General features: G+C 65.0%; 13 protein-coding genes. 9 read left to right on the plus strand and 4 right to left on the minus strand.

Going from position 1 to position 16,257, the window contains the following annotated elements; translation table 11 throughout:
• Positions 1–60: 60 nt before the first annotated feature.
• A complete protein-coding gene (locus OHD62_RS01000) occupies positions 61–2,088 on the plus strand; it encodes a hydantoinase/oxoprolinase family protein (RefSeq protein WP_263780346.1) in 2,028 nt (675 codons plus the stop codon).
• Positions 2,089–2,341: 253 nt separating this feature from the next.
• Complete coding sequence (locus tag OHD62_RS01005; RefSeq protein ID WP_263780347.1) at positions 2,342–4,516, plus strand: malate synthase G; 2,175 nt, start codon at positions 2,342–2,344, stop codon at positions 4,514–4,516.
• Between the two features lie 205 nt (positions 4,517–4,721).
• On the opposite strand, the gene OHD62_RS01010 is transcribed toward OHD62_RS01005, so the two are convergent.
• Positions 4,722–5,312 (minus strand): DUF308 domain-containing protein, encoded by a 591-nt coding sequence (locus OHD62_RS01010; protein ID WP_263780348.1) that lies wholly within the window; start codon positions 5,310–5,312, stop codon positions 4,722–4,724.
• Between the two features lie 197 nt (positions 5,313–5,509).
• Here OHD62_RS01010 and OHD62_RS01015 point away from each other — a divergent pair, with 197 nt between their 5' ends.
• The gene (locus OHD62_RS01015; protein ID WP_263780349.1) at positions 5,510–6,091 is read left to right on the plus strand and encodes a TetR/AcrR family transcriptional regulator; all 582 of its coding nucleotides are present in this window, start codon (positions 5,510–5,512) and stop codon (positions 6,089–6,091) included.
• Positions 6,092–6,215: 124 nt separating this feature from the next.
• On the opposite strand, the gene OHD62_RS01020 is transcribed toward OHD62_RS01015, so the two are convergent.
• Together OHD62_RS01020 and OHD62_RS01025 are read right to left on the minus strand one after the other, a co-directional pair.
• Positions 6,216–6,566, minus strand: coding sequence for a GNAT family N-acetyltransferase (locus OHD62_RS01020; protein WP_412177330.1), 351 nt, complete (start codon positions 6,564–6,566; stop codon positions 6,216–6,218).
• Between the two features lie 258 nt (positions 6,567–6,824).
• A complete protein-coding gene (locus tag OHD62_RS01025) occupies positions 6,825–8,357 on the minus strand; it encodes a YifB family Mg chelatase-like AAA ATPase (RefSeq protein WP_263780352.1) in 1,533 nt (510 codons plus the stop codon).
• A gap of 306 nt (positions 8,358–8,663) precedes the next feature.
• On the opposite strand from OHD62_RS01025, the gene OHD62_RS01030 reads away from it, so the two are divergent.
• Positions 8,664–10,166, plus strand: a complete 1,503-nt coding sequence (locus OHD62_RS01030; RefSeq protein WP_263780353.1) for a calcium-binding protein — start codon at positions 8,664–8,666, stop codon at positions 10,164–10,166.
• Between the two features lie 114 nt (positions 10,167–10,280).
• On the opposite strand, the gene gshB is transcribed toward OHD62_RS01030, so the two are convergent.
• Positions 10,281–11,222 (minus strand): glutathione synthase, encoded by a 942-nt coding sequence (gshB, locus tag OHD62_RS01035; RefSeq protein ID WP_263780355.1) that lies wholly within the window; start codon positions 11,220–11,222, stop codon positions 10,281–10,283.
• Between the two features lie 161 nt (positions 11,223–11,383).
• Here gshB and OHD62_RS01040 point away from each other — a divergent pair, with 161 nt between their 5' ends.
• The 5 genes from OHD62_RS01040 to OHD62_RS01060 all read left to right on the plus strand — a co-directional run bounded on the left by OHD62_RS01040 (position 11,384) and on the right by OHD62_RS01060 (position 16,167).
• Positions 11,384–12,733, plus strand: coding sequence for a putative bifunctional diguanylate cyclase/phosphodiesterase (locus tag OHD62_RS01040; RefSeq protein WP_263780358.1), 1,350 nt, complete (start codon positions 11,384–11,386; stop codon positions 12,731–12,733).
• A 194-nt stretch (positions 12,734–12,927) separates the two neighbouring features.
• Complete coding sequence (locus OHD62_RS01045) at positions 12,928–13,695, plus strand: SDR family NAD(P)-dependent oxidoreductase (protein WP_263780359.1); 768 nt, start codon at positions 12,928–12,930, stop codon at positions 13,693–13,695.
• On the plus strand, positions 13,692–14,651 hold the full coding sequence (locus OHD62_RS01050) for a 2-dehydro-3-deoxygalactonokinase (RefSeq protein ID WP_263780360.1): 960 nt from the start codon (positions 13,692–13,694) through the stop codon (positions 14,649–14,651). Before OHD62_RS01045 ends, OHD62_RS01050 begins: the two co-directional genes overlap by 4 nt.
• Positions 14,648–15,286, plus strand: coding sequence for a 2-dehydro-3-deoxy-6-phosphogalactonate aldolase (locus OHD62_RS01055; RefSeq protein WP_263780361.1), 639 nt, complete (start codon positions 14,648–14,650; stop codon positions 15,284–15,286). The genes OHD62_RS01050 and OHD62_RS01055 overlap by 4 nt, the downstream gene beginning before the upstream one ends.
• On the plus strand, positions 15,286–16,167 hold the full coding sequence (locus OHD62_RS01060; protein ID WP_263780362.1) for an SMP-30/gluconolactonase/LRE family protein: 882 nt from the start codon (positions 15,286–15,288) through the stop codon (positions 16,165–16,167). The genes OHD62_RS01055 and OHD62_RS01060 overlap by 1 nt, the downstream gene beginning before the upstream one ends.
• Positions 16,168–16,257: the final 90 nt, after the last annotated feature.

Here is a 16,257-nt window from a genome sequence, read left to right on the forward strand (position 1 = left end):
ATCGGCCCGCCAGTATCGGCTAAGGGGCGGGGACGAAATTCCCCGGACCGCTGCCCGCCCATGACCGCCAAGCCCAAACCCTCGCCCCTGTTCCTCGGCATCGACACCGGCGGCACCTATACCGACGCCGTGCTGTGGTCGGAAGCCGGTGGTGCCCAGGGCAAGGTGCTCGCCAAGGCCAAGGCGCTGACCACCCGCCACGATCTGGCGGTCGGCATATCGGGCGCGGTCGATGCGGTGCTGGAGAAATCCGCCACCGATCCGACCGCGATCAAACTTGTGTCGATGTCGACGACGCTCGCCACCAACGCGCTGGTCGAGGGGCAGGGCGGGCGCGTGGCGCTGGTGATGATCGGCTTTTCCGAGGGCGACCTCGCCCGCGACGGGCTGAAGGCGGCACTTGGCACCGACCCGGTGGTGTTCTGCCCCGGCGGCCATGATGTCCATGGCAATGCAGCCAAGCTCGATCTCGCCGGGCTGGAGGCCGCCCTGCCGGAGCTCGGCGCCTCGGTGTCCGGCTTTGCCATCTGCGCCTACTTTGCTACTCGCAACCCGGCGCATGAGCTCGCTGCCCGCGACCTGATCCGCGAGAAAACCGGCCTGCCGGTCACTGCCAGCCACGAACTGTCGGCCAAGCTCGGCGGCCCGCGCCGGGCGCTCACCACGCTGCTCAACGCCAGGCTGATCTCGATGATCGACCGGCTGGTGGCGGCGACCGAAGGGTTTTTGGCCGCGCGCAACATTGCCGCGCCGCTGATGGTGGTGCGCGGCGACGGCGCGCTGGTCTCGGCCGCCTTTGCCCGCCAGCGGCCGATCGAGACGATCCTGTCCGGCCCCGCCGCCAGCCTGGTCGGCGCCCGCCACATGACCGGGCTCGACAATGCCATGGTCTCCGATATCGGCGGCACCACCACCGATGTCGCCGTGCTCGATCAGGGCCGCCCCAGGCTCGATCCGGAAGGCGCCACGGTCGGCGGCTTCCGCACCATGGTCGAGGCGGTGGCCATGCGCACCTACGGCCTCGGCGGCGATTCCGAAGTGGCACTGGAGGATGGCGCGCTTAACCCGAAAATCCTGCTCGGGCCGCGCCGCCTGGTGCCGCTGGCGCTGGCTGGCATGGTGCATGGCGAGGCCGTGACATCGGAACTGGAGCGCCAGCTGCGCGCGCCGAACCCCGGCCGCATGGATGGCCGCTTCGCCGTGCGCACCGGCGTACCGGAGCGGCTCGCCGCCGGCCTCACCGCGCCGGAAGCGAGGCTCTACGAGGCAATCGGCAGCGTGCCGCTGGCGCTGGACAGGCTGCTCACCTCGAACGCCCAGAACGCCACCTTGAACCGGCTGGTGTCGCGCGGCCTGGTGCATATTTCCGGGTTCACGCCGTCGGATGCCGCACATGTCTTGGGCAAGCAGGCTAACTGGGACGCGGCACCGGCCCGACTCGGCGCCGAGCTGTTTTCGCGCAAGCGCGACGGCCGCGGCCAGTTCATTGCCGCGACGCCGGAGGCGATCTCGGAACGCGTGCTGGTGACGCTGACCCGCTGGTCGGCCGAATACATTCTCGAAACCGCCTTCGCCGAGGATGGGCTGGATGGTGCCGCGACCGTGGCGCATGCGCTGGTGCAGCGCGCCGTCGATTCTCATCCCGGCATCGCCCGGCTCAGCGTCGCGCTCGACCGCCCGGTCATCGGCCTCGGCGCCTCGGCGCCGCTGCACTACGCGGGCCTCGCCGAACTGGTCGGCAATGACTGCGTCGTGCCGCAGGATACCGACGTCGCCAACGCGCTCGGCGCCGTCGTCGGCCAGGTCCGCGTCTCGGCCGAGGCGCGCGTCAGCCAGCCCAAGGAAGGGCTGTTCCGCGTCGCCTCAGGCGAAACCGTGCGCGATTTTCTCGACGAGGCGGCGGCGCTCGCGGCGGCCGAGGCCGATGTGCGCGCGCTTGCCGCCGGGCGAGCCAGGGACGCCGGCACCGACAGCGCCGAGATCGAGGTCGCCACCGAATTCCGCGTCTCGACCGTCGAAGCCCAGCGCATGTTCATCGAGGCGCATGTGGTGGCGGTGGCCTCGGGCAGGCCGAGGATCGCGGTGTGAGCGGATAATCTCCCCCCTTGAGGGGGAGATGTCGCCAAAGGCGACAGAGGGGGTCACCGCGCGTGGAGCGCCAACCTCATCTGCCGCAGCAGGCCGAGCCCGGTCGGACCGACCCCCTCTGGCCGCTTCGCGGCCATCTCCCCCTCAAGGGGGGAGATCGGCTGCAAAATGCCCACCTTCACCCTAAGCTGAATTGACCCTGCCACCCCAACATGCCAAAGGCGCGCAAAGCCTTCGCCTGGAGAAGCCCCTGATGACCGATCGCATCGAGATCGCCGGATTGCGGATTGCCCGCGAATTGCACGACTTCGTCGCGCACGAAGCGCTGCCGGGCACCGGCATCGAGGCGGACGCTTTCTGGAACGGCTTCTCGGCCATCGTCCATGATCTCGCACCGAAGAACCGGGCGCTGCTCGAAAAACGCGATGCCATGCAGGAGAGCCTCGACGGCTGGTACCGCGACCATGGCGCGCCCGTCGACATGGAGGCCTACAAAACCTTCCTGAAGGAGATCGGCTATCTCGTGCCCGAAGGGCCGGCCTTTTCGGTCGCCACCGGCAATGTCGACCCGGAGATCGCACGCGTTGCCGGGCCGCAGCTGGTCGTGCCGGTGATGAATGCGCGCTATGCGCTGAACGCCGCCAATGCGCGCTGGGGCTCGCTCTATGACGCGCTCTACGGCACCGATGCCATTCCGGAGGCCGGCGGTGCCGAGAAGGGCAAGGGCTTCAATCCCGCACGCGGCGCGAAAGTCATCGCCTGGGCGAAAAATTTCCTCGACGAGGCGGTGCCGCTCACCTCGGGCAAATGGGCGGGGGTGAACGGTCTCTCGATTGCCCACGGCATGCTGCGGCTGGGCGAGGGCGCCGGCGCCACCACGCTGGCCGACCCCAAGCAATTTGCCGGCTATCGCGGCGATGCCGCCAATCCCGATTCCGTGCTCTTGGTCAAGAACGGCCTGCACATCGAAATCCTTGTCGATCGCGCCAACCAGATCGGCCGCACCGACCCGGCAGGCATTGCCGATGTCGTGCTGGAATCGGCGCTGACCACCATCCAGGACTGCGAGGATTCGGTTGCGGCGGTGGATGCCGAGGACAAGGTCGTCGTCTATCGCAACTGGCTCGGCCTGATGAAGGGCGACCTGGCGGAAGAGATCACCAAGGCCGGCAAGACTTTTGTCCGCAAGCTCAATCCCGACCGCGCTTACACCGCGCCCGATGGTTCCACGCTGACGCTGCCCGGCCGCTCGTTGATGCTGGTGCGCAATGTCGGTCACCTCATGACCAATCCGGCGATCCTTGACCGCGACGGCAACGAAGTGCCGGAAGGCATCATGGATGCGGCGCTGACGGCGCTGATCGCGCTGCACGATGTCGGGCCGAACGGGCGGCGCGCCAACTCCCGCGCCAGCTCGATGTATGTCGTGAAACCCAAGATGCACGGGCCTGAAGAGGTCGCTTTCGCCGTCGAGATTTTCGACCGCGTCGAGGCATTGCTCGGGATGCCTGCCAATACCATCAAGATGGGCATCATGGACGAGGAGCGGCGCACCACCGTCAACCTCAAGGAGGCGATCCGCGCGGCAAGGGAGCGCGTCGTCTTCATCAACACCGGCTTCCTCGACCGCACCGGCGACGAGATCCACACCTCGATGGAAGCCGGCCCGATGATCCGCAAGGGCGACATGAAGCAGGCCGCCTGGATTTCCGCCTATGAGGCCTGGAATGTCGATACCGGTCTGGAATGCGGGCTGGCCGGCCATGCCCAGATCGGCAAGGGCATGTGGGCGATGCCGGATCTGATGGCGGCGATGCTGGAACAGAAGATCGCGCATCCGAAAGCCGGCGCCAACACCGCCTGGGTGCCGTCGCCGACGGCGGCCACGCTGCACGCCACGCATTATCACAAGGTCGATGTCCATGCCGTGCAGGCAGCGCTGAAAAGTCGGCCCAAGGCGAAGCTCGACGACATCCTCTCGGTGCCGGTGGCGGTGCGGCCGAACTGGACGCCGGACGAGATCCAGCGCGAGCTCGACAACAACGCCCAGGGGATACTCGGCTATGTCGTGCGCTGGATCGACCAGGGCGTCGGCTGTTCCAAGGTGCCCGACATCAACGATGTCGGCCTGATGGAGGACCGCGCCACGCTGCGCATTTCCTCCCAGCACATCGCCAACTGGCTGCGCCACAATGTGTGTTCTGAGATCCAGGTGATGGATTCGCTGCAGCGCATGGCGGCCATCGTCGACCGCCAGAATGTCGGCGACCCGCTCTACCGGCCGATGGCCCCGGATTTCGACAAGTCCATCGCCTTCCAGGCCGCCTGCGACCTGGTGTTCAAGGGCGCCGTCCAGCCCAACGGCTACACCGAGCCGGTGCTGCACGCGCGGCGGCTGGAGCTGAAGGCAAGGGACCGGGCCGGATAGCGCCAGCGTCCCCCTCCCCCTTGAGGGGAGGGTGGCCATTAGAGCGCAGCGCGTCCGTCGGACGCGCAAAGGACGCTCTAAGACTTTGAGTTTCCGCATCGTGCTTTCCGAAAATCGAACACGATTTTCGGGCCGATGCGGGATGGCCGGGAGGGGTCCCGCGTGCAGCGCGCCGACCTCAATCCTGGCGCATGCGCGCGGACAATCAGCTCGCGGTGCGAACTGAATTCTTCCGCGCGTCACTCACGGTCAGCCAAATGGCCGAGACGAGGAAATAGAAGGCGCCAAAAGCCGCATAGGGCGCGATGTTTTCGATCCCGACCGGTGCAGCGCCGCCGGCCATCTTGACGAAGAAGATTCCGGCCAGCGCGGATTGCGCGCCGCTCAGGATCATGGCCCACTGCGCGCCGAACGATTTCCATCTGCGAACCGCGGTTGCAAGCTGCAAGAGCCCCGCCAGCACAGCCCAGACGCCGAAGACCCCGAGAACCGCGTTCATGCTCGATCCGAGAGCGATGAGGACCGCAACCGCGGTGATCGAACTGACAATGAGGTTCAACATCTGCGACTTGTTGCGGCCAAGGCCGCCATTACGCCTGGCGTCGACGAAGTTCGCCAGGGCATCCCAGGCCGGGTAGGCGACCAGCATGAACGCGGCAAGCAAGGGCATGTCCTTGGCGACCGCGAACGCCAGTACAACCCAGGCTGCGGCAACGGCGAAACGGGTGAAGTAGTAACTCTTAAGCCATCCCGATGACGGCTGGAGGGGCTGGCGGTTGACTGTCTGACTAGGCATCACATTCTCCTGTTGATTATCTACCTACTAGTTGGTAGATTAACTAACGTCAATAGGTTTTGCGAAATGGCCAGAAATTTTGCAGGGTCTCCGCTGATCCGGGATGAGAGGTGTCTGGTCGCGACGGAACGGCGTTCGCTCGGCCGCTTGCAATCCCTGTGAAAACGGCCATATCGACAATTGGAAGGCAGGGTGGCATGGCTGCAGCTATGGGTGATACCGCGGAAAAGCTGGTCGGCGGGGCAGCCCAGCTGATTATGCGTGGCGGCTATAATGGGTTCAGCTACGCTGACCTTGCCGAGCGGTTCGGCATCCGCAAGGCAAGCATCCACCACCATTTTCCGTCCAAGGTCGATTTGGTGGTGGCCGTTGTCGAACAGGCGCGAGCCTTGATCAGGGCGCAAATCGCGCTGCTTGATGAAACCTCACCCGAGGCCATGGGGCAGCTTCTGATCTACACCGGCTACTGGGAGCGCTGCATCAGGGATCAGACGGCGCCATTTTGTCTCGCCGCGGTGCTGGCCGCCGAGCTCCCCTCACTGCCACCGGAAATCGCCAGGGCCGTTCGTGGGCATTTCATCGACCTCGCCCAATGGCTTGAGAAGGTGCTGTCGCTTGGGGTCGAACAGGGTACGATGCGCCTTGAAGCATCACCAGCGGTCGAGGCCGAAACCATCATGGCGGCAGTATATGGCGGCATGCTTGCCGCCCGCGCCTTCGACGATCCCCAGCGATTCAGCGTCATCGTGGAAGCGTCCGTTCAACGGATTCGCGCCTGAGGGCAGGCTTCAAAAGGCACAAACCGGGCGCCAGCGTCCCCCTCCCCCTTGAGGGGAGGGTGGCCCGATGGGCCGGGTGGGGTCATGCGTGTAGTGCGCCAACCTCGATGTGCACCATCCGCGCTTATGCAGGCGTGATCGAGCGCGACAAGAAGACGTCCGTATGCCTGACATGCGCCGGAGTTTCGCGGAAAGGCGCGCAGGGCCTGAAGCCGAACGCCTCGTACACGGCAATGGCGTTGCTCATATAGAAGGTCGTGTGGATCAGCACCGTGCGGGCTGGCCCTTTCTCGATATCCGCCAATGCAGCGCCCATCAGCTCGCGACCTATCCCTAGTCCGCGGAAGGATGTGTCGACGAAGAACCTGTGAAGCTCCACTGTGTTGTCGTCGAACTGGTCGAAGGCGAGGCAGCCTGCCGGCCGGCTCTCCGATCGCGCAATGAACGCCATGGCATCCGGCACGCCGAATTGCATTGCCAGCTCGGGGCCGCTTGTTTCCGGCTGGAAGAGGGTCCTGATATCCTCCTCCGAGACGCCGTGGGGCGCCTAAGCGTCGACATCCCATTGCGCAAGCTTGCGACAGAGCCCTGCCAAGGTCTCGAAGTCTTCGGCGCTGCGCGCCGGTGAGACTGAAATCATCTCCACCTCAGCCCCGGTTAGGTCCATGATCGTAACATATGCGACCATTTGGCGCGAACCCGCAACCGTACTTCCAGCGAGCAGCAAGTCGCCCTACGCCGCCTGCGCCATCCGCTCCGACATCATCCGATAGGAGATCGCCTCGGCCAGATGAATCCGCCCGACCGTCTCGCTGGCGTCGAGATCGGCCAGCGTGCGCGCCACCTTCAGCACGCGGTGATAGGCCCGCGCGGAAAAGCCGAGCTTTTCGCTGGCGTCCTTGAGCAGCGACAGGCCCGATGCATCCGGCATGGCGATCTCCTCGATGACGGAAGGCGAGCAATGCGCGTTGGTGGTGGCGGAAGTGACGCCCAGCCGCTCGAAACGCTCGCGCTGGATGGTGCGGGCACGCGCCACGCGCAGCGCCACCGCGGCGCTTTTCTCCGCCCGCTCCGGCCGGATCAAATCGCCAGCCGAGACCGCCGGCACCTCGATCCTGAGGTCGATGCGGTCGAGCAGCGGGCCGGATATGCGCGCCTGGTAGTCGGTGCGGCAGCGTTCACCGCGCAGGCAGCGATAGCCTGGCTCGCCGGCCATGCCGCAGCGGCACGGGTTCATCGCCGCGACCAGCTGGATGCGCGCCGGATAGGTGACGCGATGGTTGGCGCGCGCGATCATGCAGTCGCCCGTCTCCAGCGGCTGGCGCAGTGCGTCGAGCGTCTGCGGCGAGAATTCCGGGAATTCGTCGAGGAACAGCACGCCGTGATGGGCAAGCGAGGCCTCGCCCGGTCGCACGCGCAAGCCGCCGCCGACCATCGCCGCCATCGAGGCCGAATGATGCGGGGCGCGGAACGGCCGCCGGTCGGTCAGCTTGCCCTCGCCGAGCTCGCCCGCGACGGAGGCGATCATCGAGACTTCCAGAAGCTCCTTCGGCGCCAGCGGCGGCAGGATCGATGGCAGCCGCTGCGCCAGCATCGATTTGCCGGACCCCGGCGGCCCGACCATCAGCAGATTGTGCCCGCCGGCCGCCGCCACTTCGAGCGCTCGCTTGGCGCTCTCCTGGCCTTTGATGTCAGAGAGGTCAGGCAGGTCGCGCGTCGCCAGCTGAATGCCGGGTTCGGGCTTGGACAGCACCTGCGTGCCACGAAAATGGTTGGCGATCGCAATCAGGCTGCGCGGCGCCAATATGTCGAATTCCTTGCCGGCCCAGGCCGCCTCCGGCCCGCAGGCGAACGGACAGATCAGCCCCTTGCCCTCGGCATTGGCGCCGATCGCCGCCGGCAGCGCGCCGGCCACCGCGGCGATGGTGCCGTCGAGCGACAGCTCACCCAGCACGACATAGCCGGCCAGCATGTCGCCGGGAATGGCGCCAAGTGCCGCCATCAGCCCAAGCGCGATCGGCAGATCGTAATGGCTGCCTTCCTTGGGCAGATCGGCCGGCGCCAGATTGACCGTGACTTTCTTCGACGGCATCGACAGGCCGGAGGCATGCAATGCCGCCTGCACCCGCTCGCGGCTTTCGGCCACCGCTTTGTCGGCGAGGCCAACGATATGCATGTTCACCTTGCCCGGCGCGATCATCACCTGGACGTCGACCGGCACGGCCTCGATGCCCTGGAAAGCCACCGTGCGAACCCGCGCTACCATCTTTTTCAACGCCCCCGGACCTGGCTCGCTCGAAGCCGGTGCAATCAGGCCGTGAGCGAGGTCAGGCAAGACAAGCACAGATTTCTGGGCTAATCAAGAACATTACAGGAACATGCGGTTGCTATTGCCTTCCGATGAATGTCACCGCGGTGCAAAGAACTCCATCGGACTGCCTCCGCCCGAGACGGAATTAACCAACATGGAAAAGGTGAAGGGGTTTGTCACCGATCCGACTCGCATACGATGTTATGGTTGGAAGTCTGGGGACATCCGCAGCGCGCCCGGCGCAAAAGCGAGGAAGACAGGATGCCGACCTTAAGCAATGGCAGTGAGCTCACCGTATGGGAAGAACCCGAATATCCCAATCCGAGCCCTGACGCGGTGCTTTTCAGCATTACGGAAACCGACGGCGACGTGATCGGACCGATAGGAGCAAAGGCGGATTTCCCATTCGGTGGGATCGACCTGGCTTCAGTCGATGTCTTCGATGGCTTCACCATCACCAGCTTCACCCACGAGGGCAGGACCGAAACCTGGACGGCGGTGGAAACGCAGGTTTTCGACAACGAAGGCAATTTCATCCGCACCCTGTCCGACCAGGCGGCCTACCTGTCGGCTCGGATCGTCTCGGTCAACGCCGACAGCCCCGACACGATCACGGTGACATGGATCGGGGCGAACGAATATTTCGGCGGCGAAAACACCCAGTACGGCCAGCATCAGATCATCCTGGAAGGCGGCGCGCTTCAGCCCGACACCTTCGTCAATCATGCACCCACGGTTGCCAATCTGAATCTGTCGGTTTCGCAGGGGCAATTTCTCGACGACATCAAATTCAGCGCGGCGGATGCCGACTACGATCTCCTGAGCTTTGTCGTCCTTGACGGGCCGGACCACGGCACTCTTGAGCCGGGCACGCGTTTCGATGGCAACTACTATCCGTTTCACCAAGGTCACGTCGGCACCAGCCTGCACTATCATGCGGGCTTTCTGAGCGACAATCTGTTCGACTACATTCCCGAGGGCGGATTCGTCGGCACCGACAGCTTTACGGTTTACGCCACCGACGGCCAGGGCAACAGCAATGTGGCGACGATTGCGATCACGGTCACACCCCCGGCCGAATCCATCGCGCTGAGCGACACCACGAACACCGTGAGCTATGGAAGCTACGATCATGCCGTGCTCATCGCCGCCCTGGGCGGCGGCGACCGCGTCAGCGGTACCCCGTTCAACGATACGCTCGACGGCGGCGCCGGCCACGACCAGCTGTTCGGCGGCGAAGGCGCCGACACGATCATCGGGGGCGCGGGTACCGATTGGCTGAAGGGCGACGCCGGCAATGACGAGATGAGCGGGGGTGCCGGCACCGACGGCATCCGCGGCGACAGCGGCGACGATTTCCTCGACGGCGGCGCCGGCTCCGACGACCTGCGGGGCGGCGCTGGCGATGACATCCTCAATGGCGGCGCCGGCCGCGACCGGCTGGCCGGCGATGCAGGCAGGGATGTCTTCGTGTTCGACGCGATTGGACCGGCGAACTACGACAGTATCGACGACTTCAATGCGCTTGATGATGTGTTTCGGCTGGACAGTTCCGTATTCGTCGGCCTGTCGGCCGGCCCGCTGCTCGCTGCGGTCTTCGCGCTCGGCACGAAAGCCATCGATGACAGCGACCACATCCTTTACGACGACACGACAGGCGCTCTGCGGTTCGATGTGGACGCGGCGGGCGGAGCGGCGGCTGTCCAGTTCGCCACCGTGCGCCCAGGCACCTGGCTCACCGCGGACGACTTCTTCGTGGTCTAGCGCAATTCCGGGAAAACCGTGCAACGGTTTTCCCGGGAAAAGCGCATAGCGCTTTCCCTGGGGAATTGCGTAAAAACAAAGAGTTAGAGGGTCGGTGGGACGCAGTCACGTGGACTACCGCCTCTTCCCCTCAACACAATCCCAGAACAGGCTCGCAATATCAGCGCCGCCAAAACGCCGCACCTCGCGAATGCCGGTCGGCGAGGTCACGTTGATCTCGGTCATGTAGTCGCCGATCACATCGATGCCGACGAGGATAAAACCGCGCTCCTTCAGCGATGGGCCGATGCGGTCGCAGATTTCGCGCTCGCGTTCCGTCAGCTCCGTCTTCTCAGCGCGGCCGCCGACATGCATGTTGGAGCGGGAATCGTGTTCGGCCGGCACCCGGTTGATGGCACCAACCGCCTCGCCGTTGATCAGGATGATACGCTTGTCGCCCTTACGCACGTCCTTCAGATAGCGCTGCACGATATAGGGCTCGCGGAACATCTGGCCGAACATTTCGAGCAGCGAGGCAAGGTTGCGGTCGGCCTCGTGCAGATGAAAGATGCCGGCGCCACCATTGCCGTAGAGCGGCTTGACGATGATGTCGCCGAATTCCTTGCGGAAGGCGGCGACTTCCAGAGGATCCTTGGTGATCAGCGTTTCCGGCATCAGGTCGGGAAATTCGGTGACGAAGATCTTTTCCGGGCTGTTGCGCACCCAGGCCGGGTCGTTGACCACCAGCGTCTTGGGATGGATGCGCTCGAGGATATGCGTCGTCGTGATGTAGTTCATGTCGAAGGGCGGATCCTGCCTGAGCAGGATGACGTCCATCTCGGACAGATCGGTTCGCACCTTCTCGCCCAGCGAATAATGGTTGCCCTTCTCGTCGCGGACTGTCATTTCCTCGATGCGGGCGAACACCTTGCCGTCGCGCATCGACAGCCGATCGGGCGTGTAGTGGAACAGCTGGTGGCCGCGCCGCTGCGCCTCCAGCGACAACGCGAACGAGGTGTCGCCGGCAATCGAGACAGTGGAGACATGGTCCATCTGGACGGCGACTTTCAGCTTCACGGCAGGTCTCCACGTTCAACGAACGCCATATACGGAACTCGGCGCCCTCTGCCAATTGGCCAGAGCTCTTATGACGCACGCTTCGCTTGGCGCAGGGATACGCTTCCTAAACCGTTTGCTGCCAGTGTCGGAATTTATTCCGGCTTGAAACAGGGACGCCGATGCAAACTTCGTTTGGCACCGGGCAGACAGGCAGGGACAGCACGGATCAGGCCTTCACCGATCCGCTGACTGGCCTCGGCAATCATCGCCGCTTCTTCGACAAGGTCGATCGCCTGATCAGCGACCGCGCCGACGACCCGGCGCCCTTCGCCGTCGGCATCCTTGATCTCGATGGCTTCAAGCCGATCAACGACCTGTTCGGGCACAAGGCCGGCGACGACATACTGGTTCAGGTGGCGATGCGGCTGCGCGCTTCGATGGACAGCCATTCCACTGTCTGCCGCATCGGCGCCGACGAATACGCCTTTCTCTATCCTATGGTGTTCAGCGAGGAGGTGGCCGCCGCAAGATCGCGCATGCTGATCGAGATCCTTTCGGCGCCCTACGATGTCGGCGAACGCACCGCCAGGCTTTCAGCCTCCGTCGGCTGCTCGCTGTTTTATTCGGGCGACGAGACCACCGAGATCCTGGTCGGCAAGGCCGAGACGGCGCTCTACCATGCCAAGCGTTCGGGCCGCGGCCGGGTCGTCGTCTACAGCAGAGAGATGGAAGAGGCTGCCAAGCGCGTCACCCGCATCGAGCAGGCGCTGCGTCGCGCCGTTTCGGCCGGCGAGGTCGAGCCGCATTTCCAGCCCATCGTCGATCTCAGGACCCGCCGCACCATCGGCTTCGAGACGCTGGCGCGCTGGACCGATCGCGACCTCGGTTCGGTCTCGCCGACGGTCTTCATTCCGATTGCCGAGGAACGCGGCATCATCGGTCCCCTGTCGCAGCTCGTGTTGCGCAAGGCCGCCGAGGCGGCCAGGAACTGGCCGAAGGATTTGTTCCTGTCCTTCAACCTGTCGCCGTCGCAGCTCGTCGACCAGAACACCGGCCTGCACATATTGACGATCCTCGACCGCACCGGCGTCGATCCGCGCCGACTGGAGATCGAGATCACCGAAACCGGCCTGATGAACGATCCGGCGTCCGCCGAGAAGATTGTCGAGGACCTGCGCCGCGTCGGCATCCGTGTGTCGCTCGACGATTTCGGCACCGGCCAGTCCTCGCTCGGACGGCTGCGCGAATTCCATTTCGACAAGCTTAAGATCGATCGCGCCTTCGTCTCCTCCATTCTTGACGACCGCCCGTCGGAACACATCATCCGGGCAATCCTCGCCATGTGTGAGGGGCTCGGCATGGACGTGGTCGCCGAAGGCATCGAAGAGGAGGCGCAGGCCCAGCGTCTCATCCAGTTCGGCTGCGCCGGCGGACAGGGATTCCTGTTCGGCAGGCCGGTCGACGCCGACGCCACGCTCGCCTATATCAGGGATTCGTTCCGCGGCACCATGCGCGCCACGGCGATCTGACGACCGGTTGCGCCGCCGCCGCGGCGCGACGATTTTGTCAGACATAATGCATGTCGCGCAAAAGTGCGCAGCGGTTTTGCGATAACGACTTGCATAAAAACAAGCCAGCGAATTTGCTTTTTCGCCCTTGCTCCCCCGACCTTACTGGATAGGATGCGCGCCGATCGGACAGGGGCCCGGATCGGGAGAGAAAAATGATGCCATCGGCGCGTTTTGCCGACCTTGAAGCGGCTTCGGTGCTGATCACCGGCGGCGGCTCCGGCATCGGGGCCGCGCTGACCGAGGGTTTTGTGCGCCAGGGCGCCAGTGTTGCCTTCATCGACATCGCCGATGAGCCCAGCATCGCGCTTGCCGATCGCATCGAGAAAGAATTCGGCCGGCGACCGCTCTATCTCAAGACCGATCTGCGCGACATCGAGGCGCTGCGGGCCTCGGCGGCCAGGGCGGCCGAGGCGCATGGCGATGTCACGGTGCTCATCAACAATGCCGCATGGGACGAGCGCCATGCTGTCGAAGACGTGACGGTGGAATTCTGGGACAACAACCAGGCGATCAATCTGCGCCCGCATTTCTTCACCGCGCAGGCGGTAGCGCCGGGCATGAAGCGGGCCGGCGGCGGCTCCATCATCAACTTCACCTCGACATCCTATCTGATCAACCACCCCGACATGCCGGCCTACACTGCCGCCAAGGCGGGCATACTGGGTCTCACCAAGGGCCTGGCCGGCAAGCTTGGGCCCGACCGCATCCGCGTCAACGCTGTCGCGCCAGGCTGGGTGATCACCGAACGGCAGCAGAAACGCTGGGTCACCGAACAGGGGCTCGCCGCCCATGTTGCCAAGCAGTGCATCAAGGACGTCATGCGCCCGGACGATATGGTCGGCACGGTGCTGTTCCTGGCCTCGGATGCCTCGCGCATGCTGACAGCTCAGATGCTGATCGTCGACGGGGGCTTCCTGTGAACCTAGGGTCTGCGCGCAAAACGCCGGCGGTCGCGGCGATCGACTGGGGCACAACCCGTCTCAGGGCCTGGCTGCTTGACGATGCCGGCACGGTGCTTGCCGAACGCCGTGGCGACGACGGGCTGATCACCGCGCGCGAAAAAGGCTTTTCCGCCGTCCTCGAAGGCCACCTTGCCGCCATGGGCGCCTCGGCGTCGCTGTCAGTCATCATCTGCGGCATGGCCGGTTCGCGCCAGGGCTGGCTGGAGGCGCCCTACGTCACCGTGCCGGCGCCGATTGGCGCCATCCTGGCGGAGGCGGCCCGCATCCCTGGCCAGCGCCGCGATATACGCATCGTGCCGGGCCTCGCCCAGCGCCTAGCCGACGCGCCCGACGTCATGCGCGGCGAGGAAACACAGCTTGCCGGCGCCGGTTTGCCGGCAAAAGGCCGCCATCTCATCTGTATGCCGGGCACCCATTCGAAATGGGTCGTCGTCGAGGACGGCGCGATCACCGGTTTCGGCACCTGGCCGACCGGCGAGCTGTTTTCGGTGCTGGCGGCGCATTCGATCCTACGTCATTCGCTGGGCGAGCAGCCCAGTCCAGTCATTTCGGACAATGCGTTCTTCCGGCGCTGGTGCGCGACTGCGCTGGACGAAGGCGGCGATGTCACATCGAGACTGTTTGCAATCCGGGCCGCCGGCCTGTTGCAGGATCTGAAGGCTGACGATGCCGCCGCTTGCCTGTCCGGCCTGTTGATCGGCGGCGAGATCGCCTCGGCCAGCCGCCGCTATGGGAAAAGTGCCGAGCCCGTCGTGCTGATCGCGTCCGGCGCGCTCGGCGCGCTCTACGCCGAAGCGCTCGGCCTTGCCGGGCTTGAAATCAGGCCCGTCGATGCCGACGAGGCGGTGCGCGCCGGCCTGGTCGAGGCGGCGCGCGAAAATGGCATGATCGCCAAAAGTGGAGTTGCCGCATGACCGAGACCGCACCCTTTCCGAAGCTCGGGCGCGGCCTCGTCGCCATCCTGCGCGGCCTCAGGGCGGACGAGGCGGTGGCCGTCGGTCAGGCGGTCTTCGAGGCCGGTATCGAAGCCATCGAAGTGCCGCTCAATTCGCCGGAGCCGTTTGCCTCGATCGCCAGCCTCGTCGAGGCGCTGCCCAAGACGGCGCTGGTCGGCGCCGGCACGGTGCTGACCCCGGCCGATGTCGATGGCCTGCACAAGGCCGGCGGGCGGCTGCTGGTCAGCCCCAACATCGATGCCGAGGTGATGAGTCGCGCGATGACATACGGCATGGTGACGATGCCTGGCGTGTTCACGCCCACCGAGGCGTTCCAGGCCATCCGACTCGGTGCCTCGGCGCTGAAATTCTTCCCGGCCAGCGTGCTTGGCGCCGCCGGCATCGCGGCGATGCGCGCGGTTTTGCCCGCCAAGACGCTGGTCGGCGCGGTCGGCGGTGTCTCGGACAAGGACTTTGCCGGCTACAAGGCGGCCGGCGTCAGCGTGTTCGGCCTCGGTTCCAGCTTGTTCAAGCCAGGCATGAGCGTCGACGAGGTGGCGACGCGGGCGCAGGCGGCCGTCGCAGCCTGGGATGCGGCGTTCGGAGGCGCATGATGAGCGAAGCGATCGTTTCCGTCTTTTCCGACCATGTCTGCCAGCTTGGCGAGGGGCCGAGTTATGACCCCGCCACCGACACGCTCTTCTGGTTCGACATCGTCAACGGCCAGCTTCTGGAAAAGCGTCTTTCCGGCGGTGCGACCAGCGTCCACGAGCTTGGCCAGATGGCCAGCGCCATTGCCGTCATCGACGAGCAGCGCCAGCTCATCGCCACCGAGACCGGCCTCCATGTCCGCGATGTCGCGACCGGCAAGCTGACGCTGCACACGCCGATCGAGGCCGACAATACGGTCACCCGCTCGAACGATTCCCGCGTCCACCCTTGTGGCGCTTTCTGGGTCGGCACCATGGGCAAGGGCGAGGAGAAGGGCGCCGGCTCGATCTACTGGTTCTTCAAGGGGGAGTTGCGGCAACTCTATTCCGGCATCACCGTGTCGAACTCGATCTGCTTTTCGCAGGACGGCACGGTCGCCCATTACACCGACACCTCTACCGGCCTGCTGATGCGGGTCGGCTGCGATCCGGCGACCGGCCTTCCCTCCGGGGAACCAAAAGTCTTCGTCGATCACCGCAAGGCCAAGGGCTATATCGACGGTTCGGTGCTCGACCGCGACGGCATATTGTGGAACGCCTGCTGGGGCGGCAGCGTCGTCGAGGCCTATGGACCCGACGGCAAGCTCGTCCGTACGGTTGCCATGCCGGTCACGCAGCCCTCGTGCCCGGCCTTTGTCGGCAGGAATGCCGACCGGCTGGCGGTCACCTCCGCCTGGTCGGGCAAGGATGAGAAGCAGCGCCTGCTGGACCTCCAGGGCGGCATGACATTTCTGCTCGACATTCCCGTCAATGGCCGTTTTGAGCCGCGCGTGCTGATTGCCTGATAGCCGAATCTCGCTAACCGATTCCGCGAGTGCTGTTACCCCGGCGTCCGGCGCGTGTCGGTTCCGCGAAAGCCTGATACATCCGCCATG

The sequence above is a fragment of the Mesorhizobium sp. YC-39 genome (assembly GCF_025753795.1).
Lineage (GTDB): Bacteria > Pseudomonadota > Alphaproteobacteria > Rhizobiales > Rhizobiaceae > Mesorhizobium.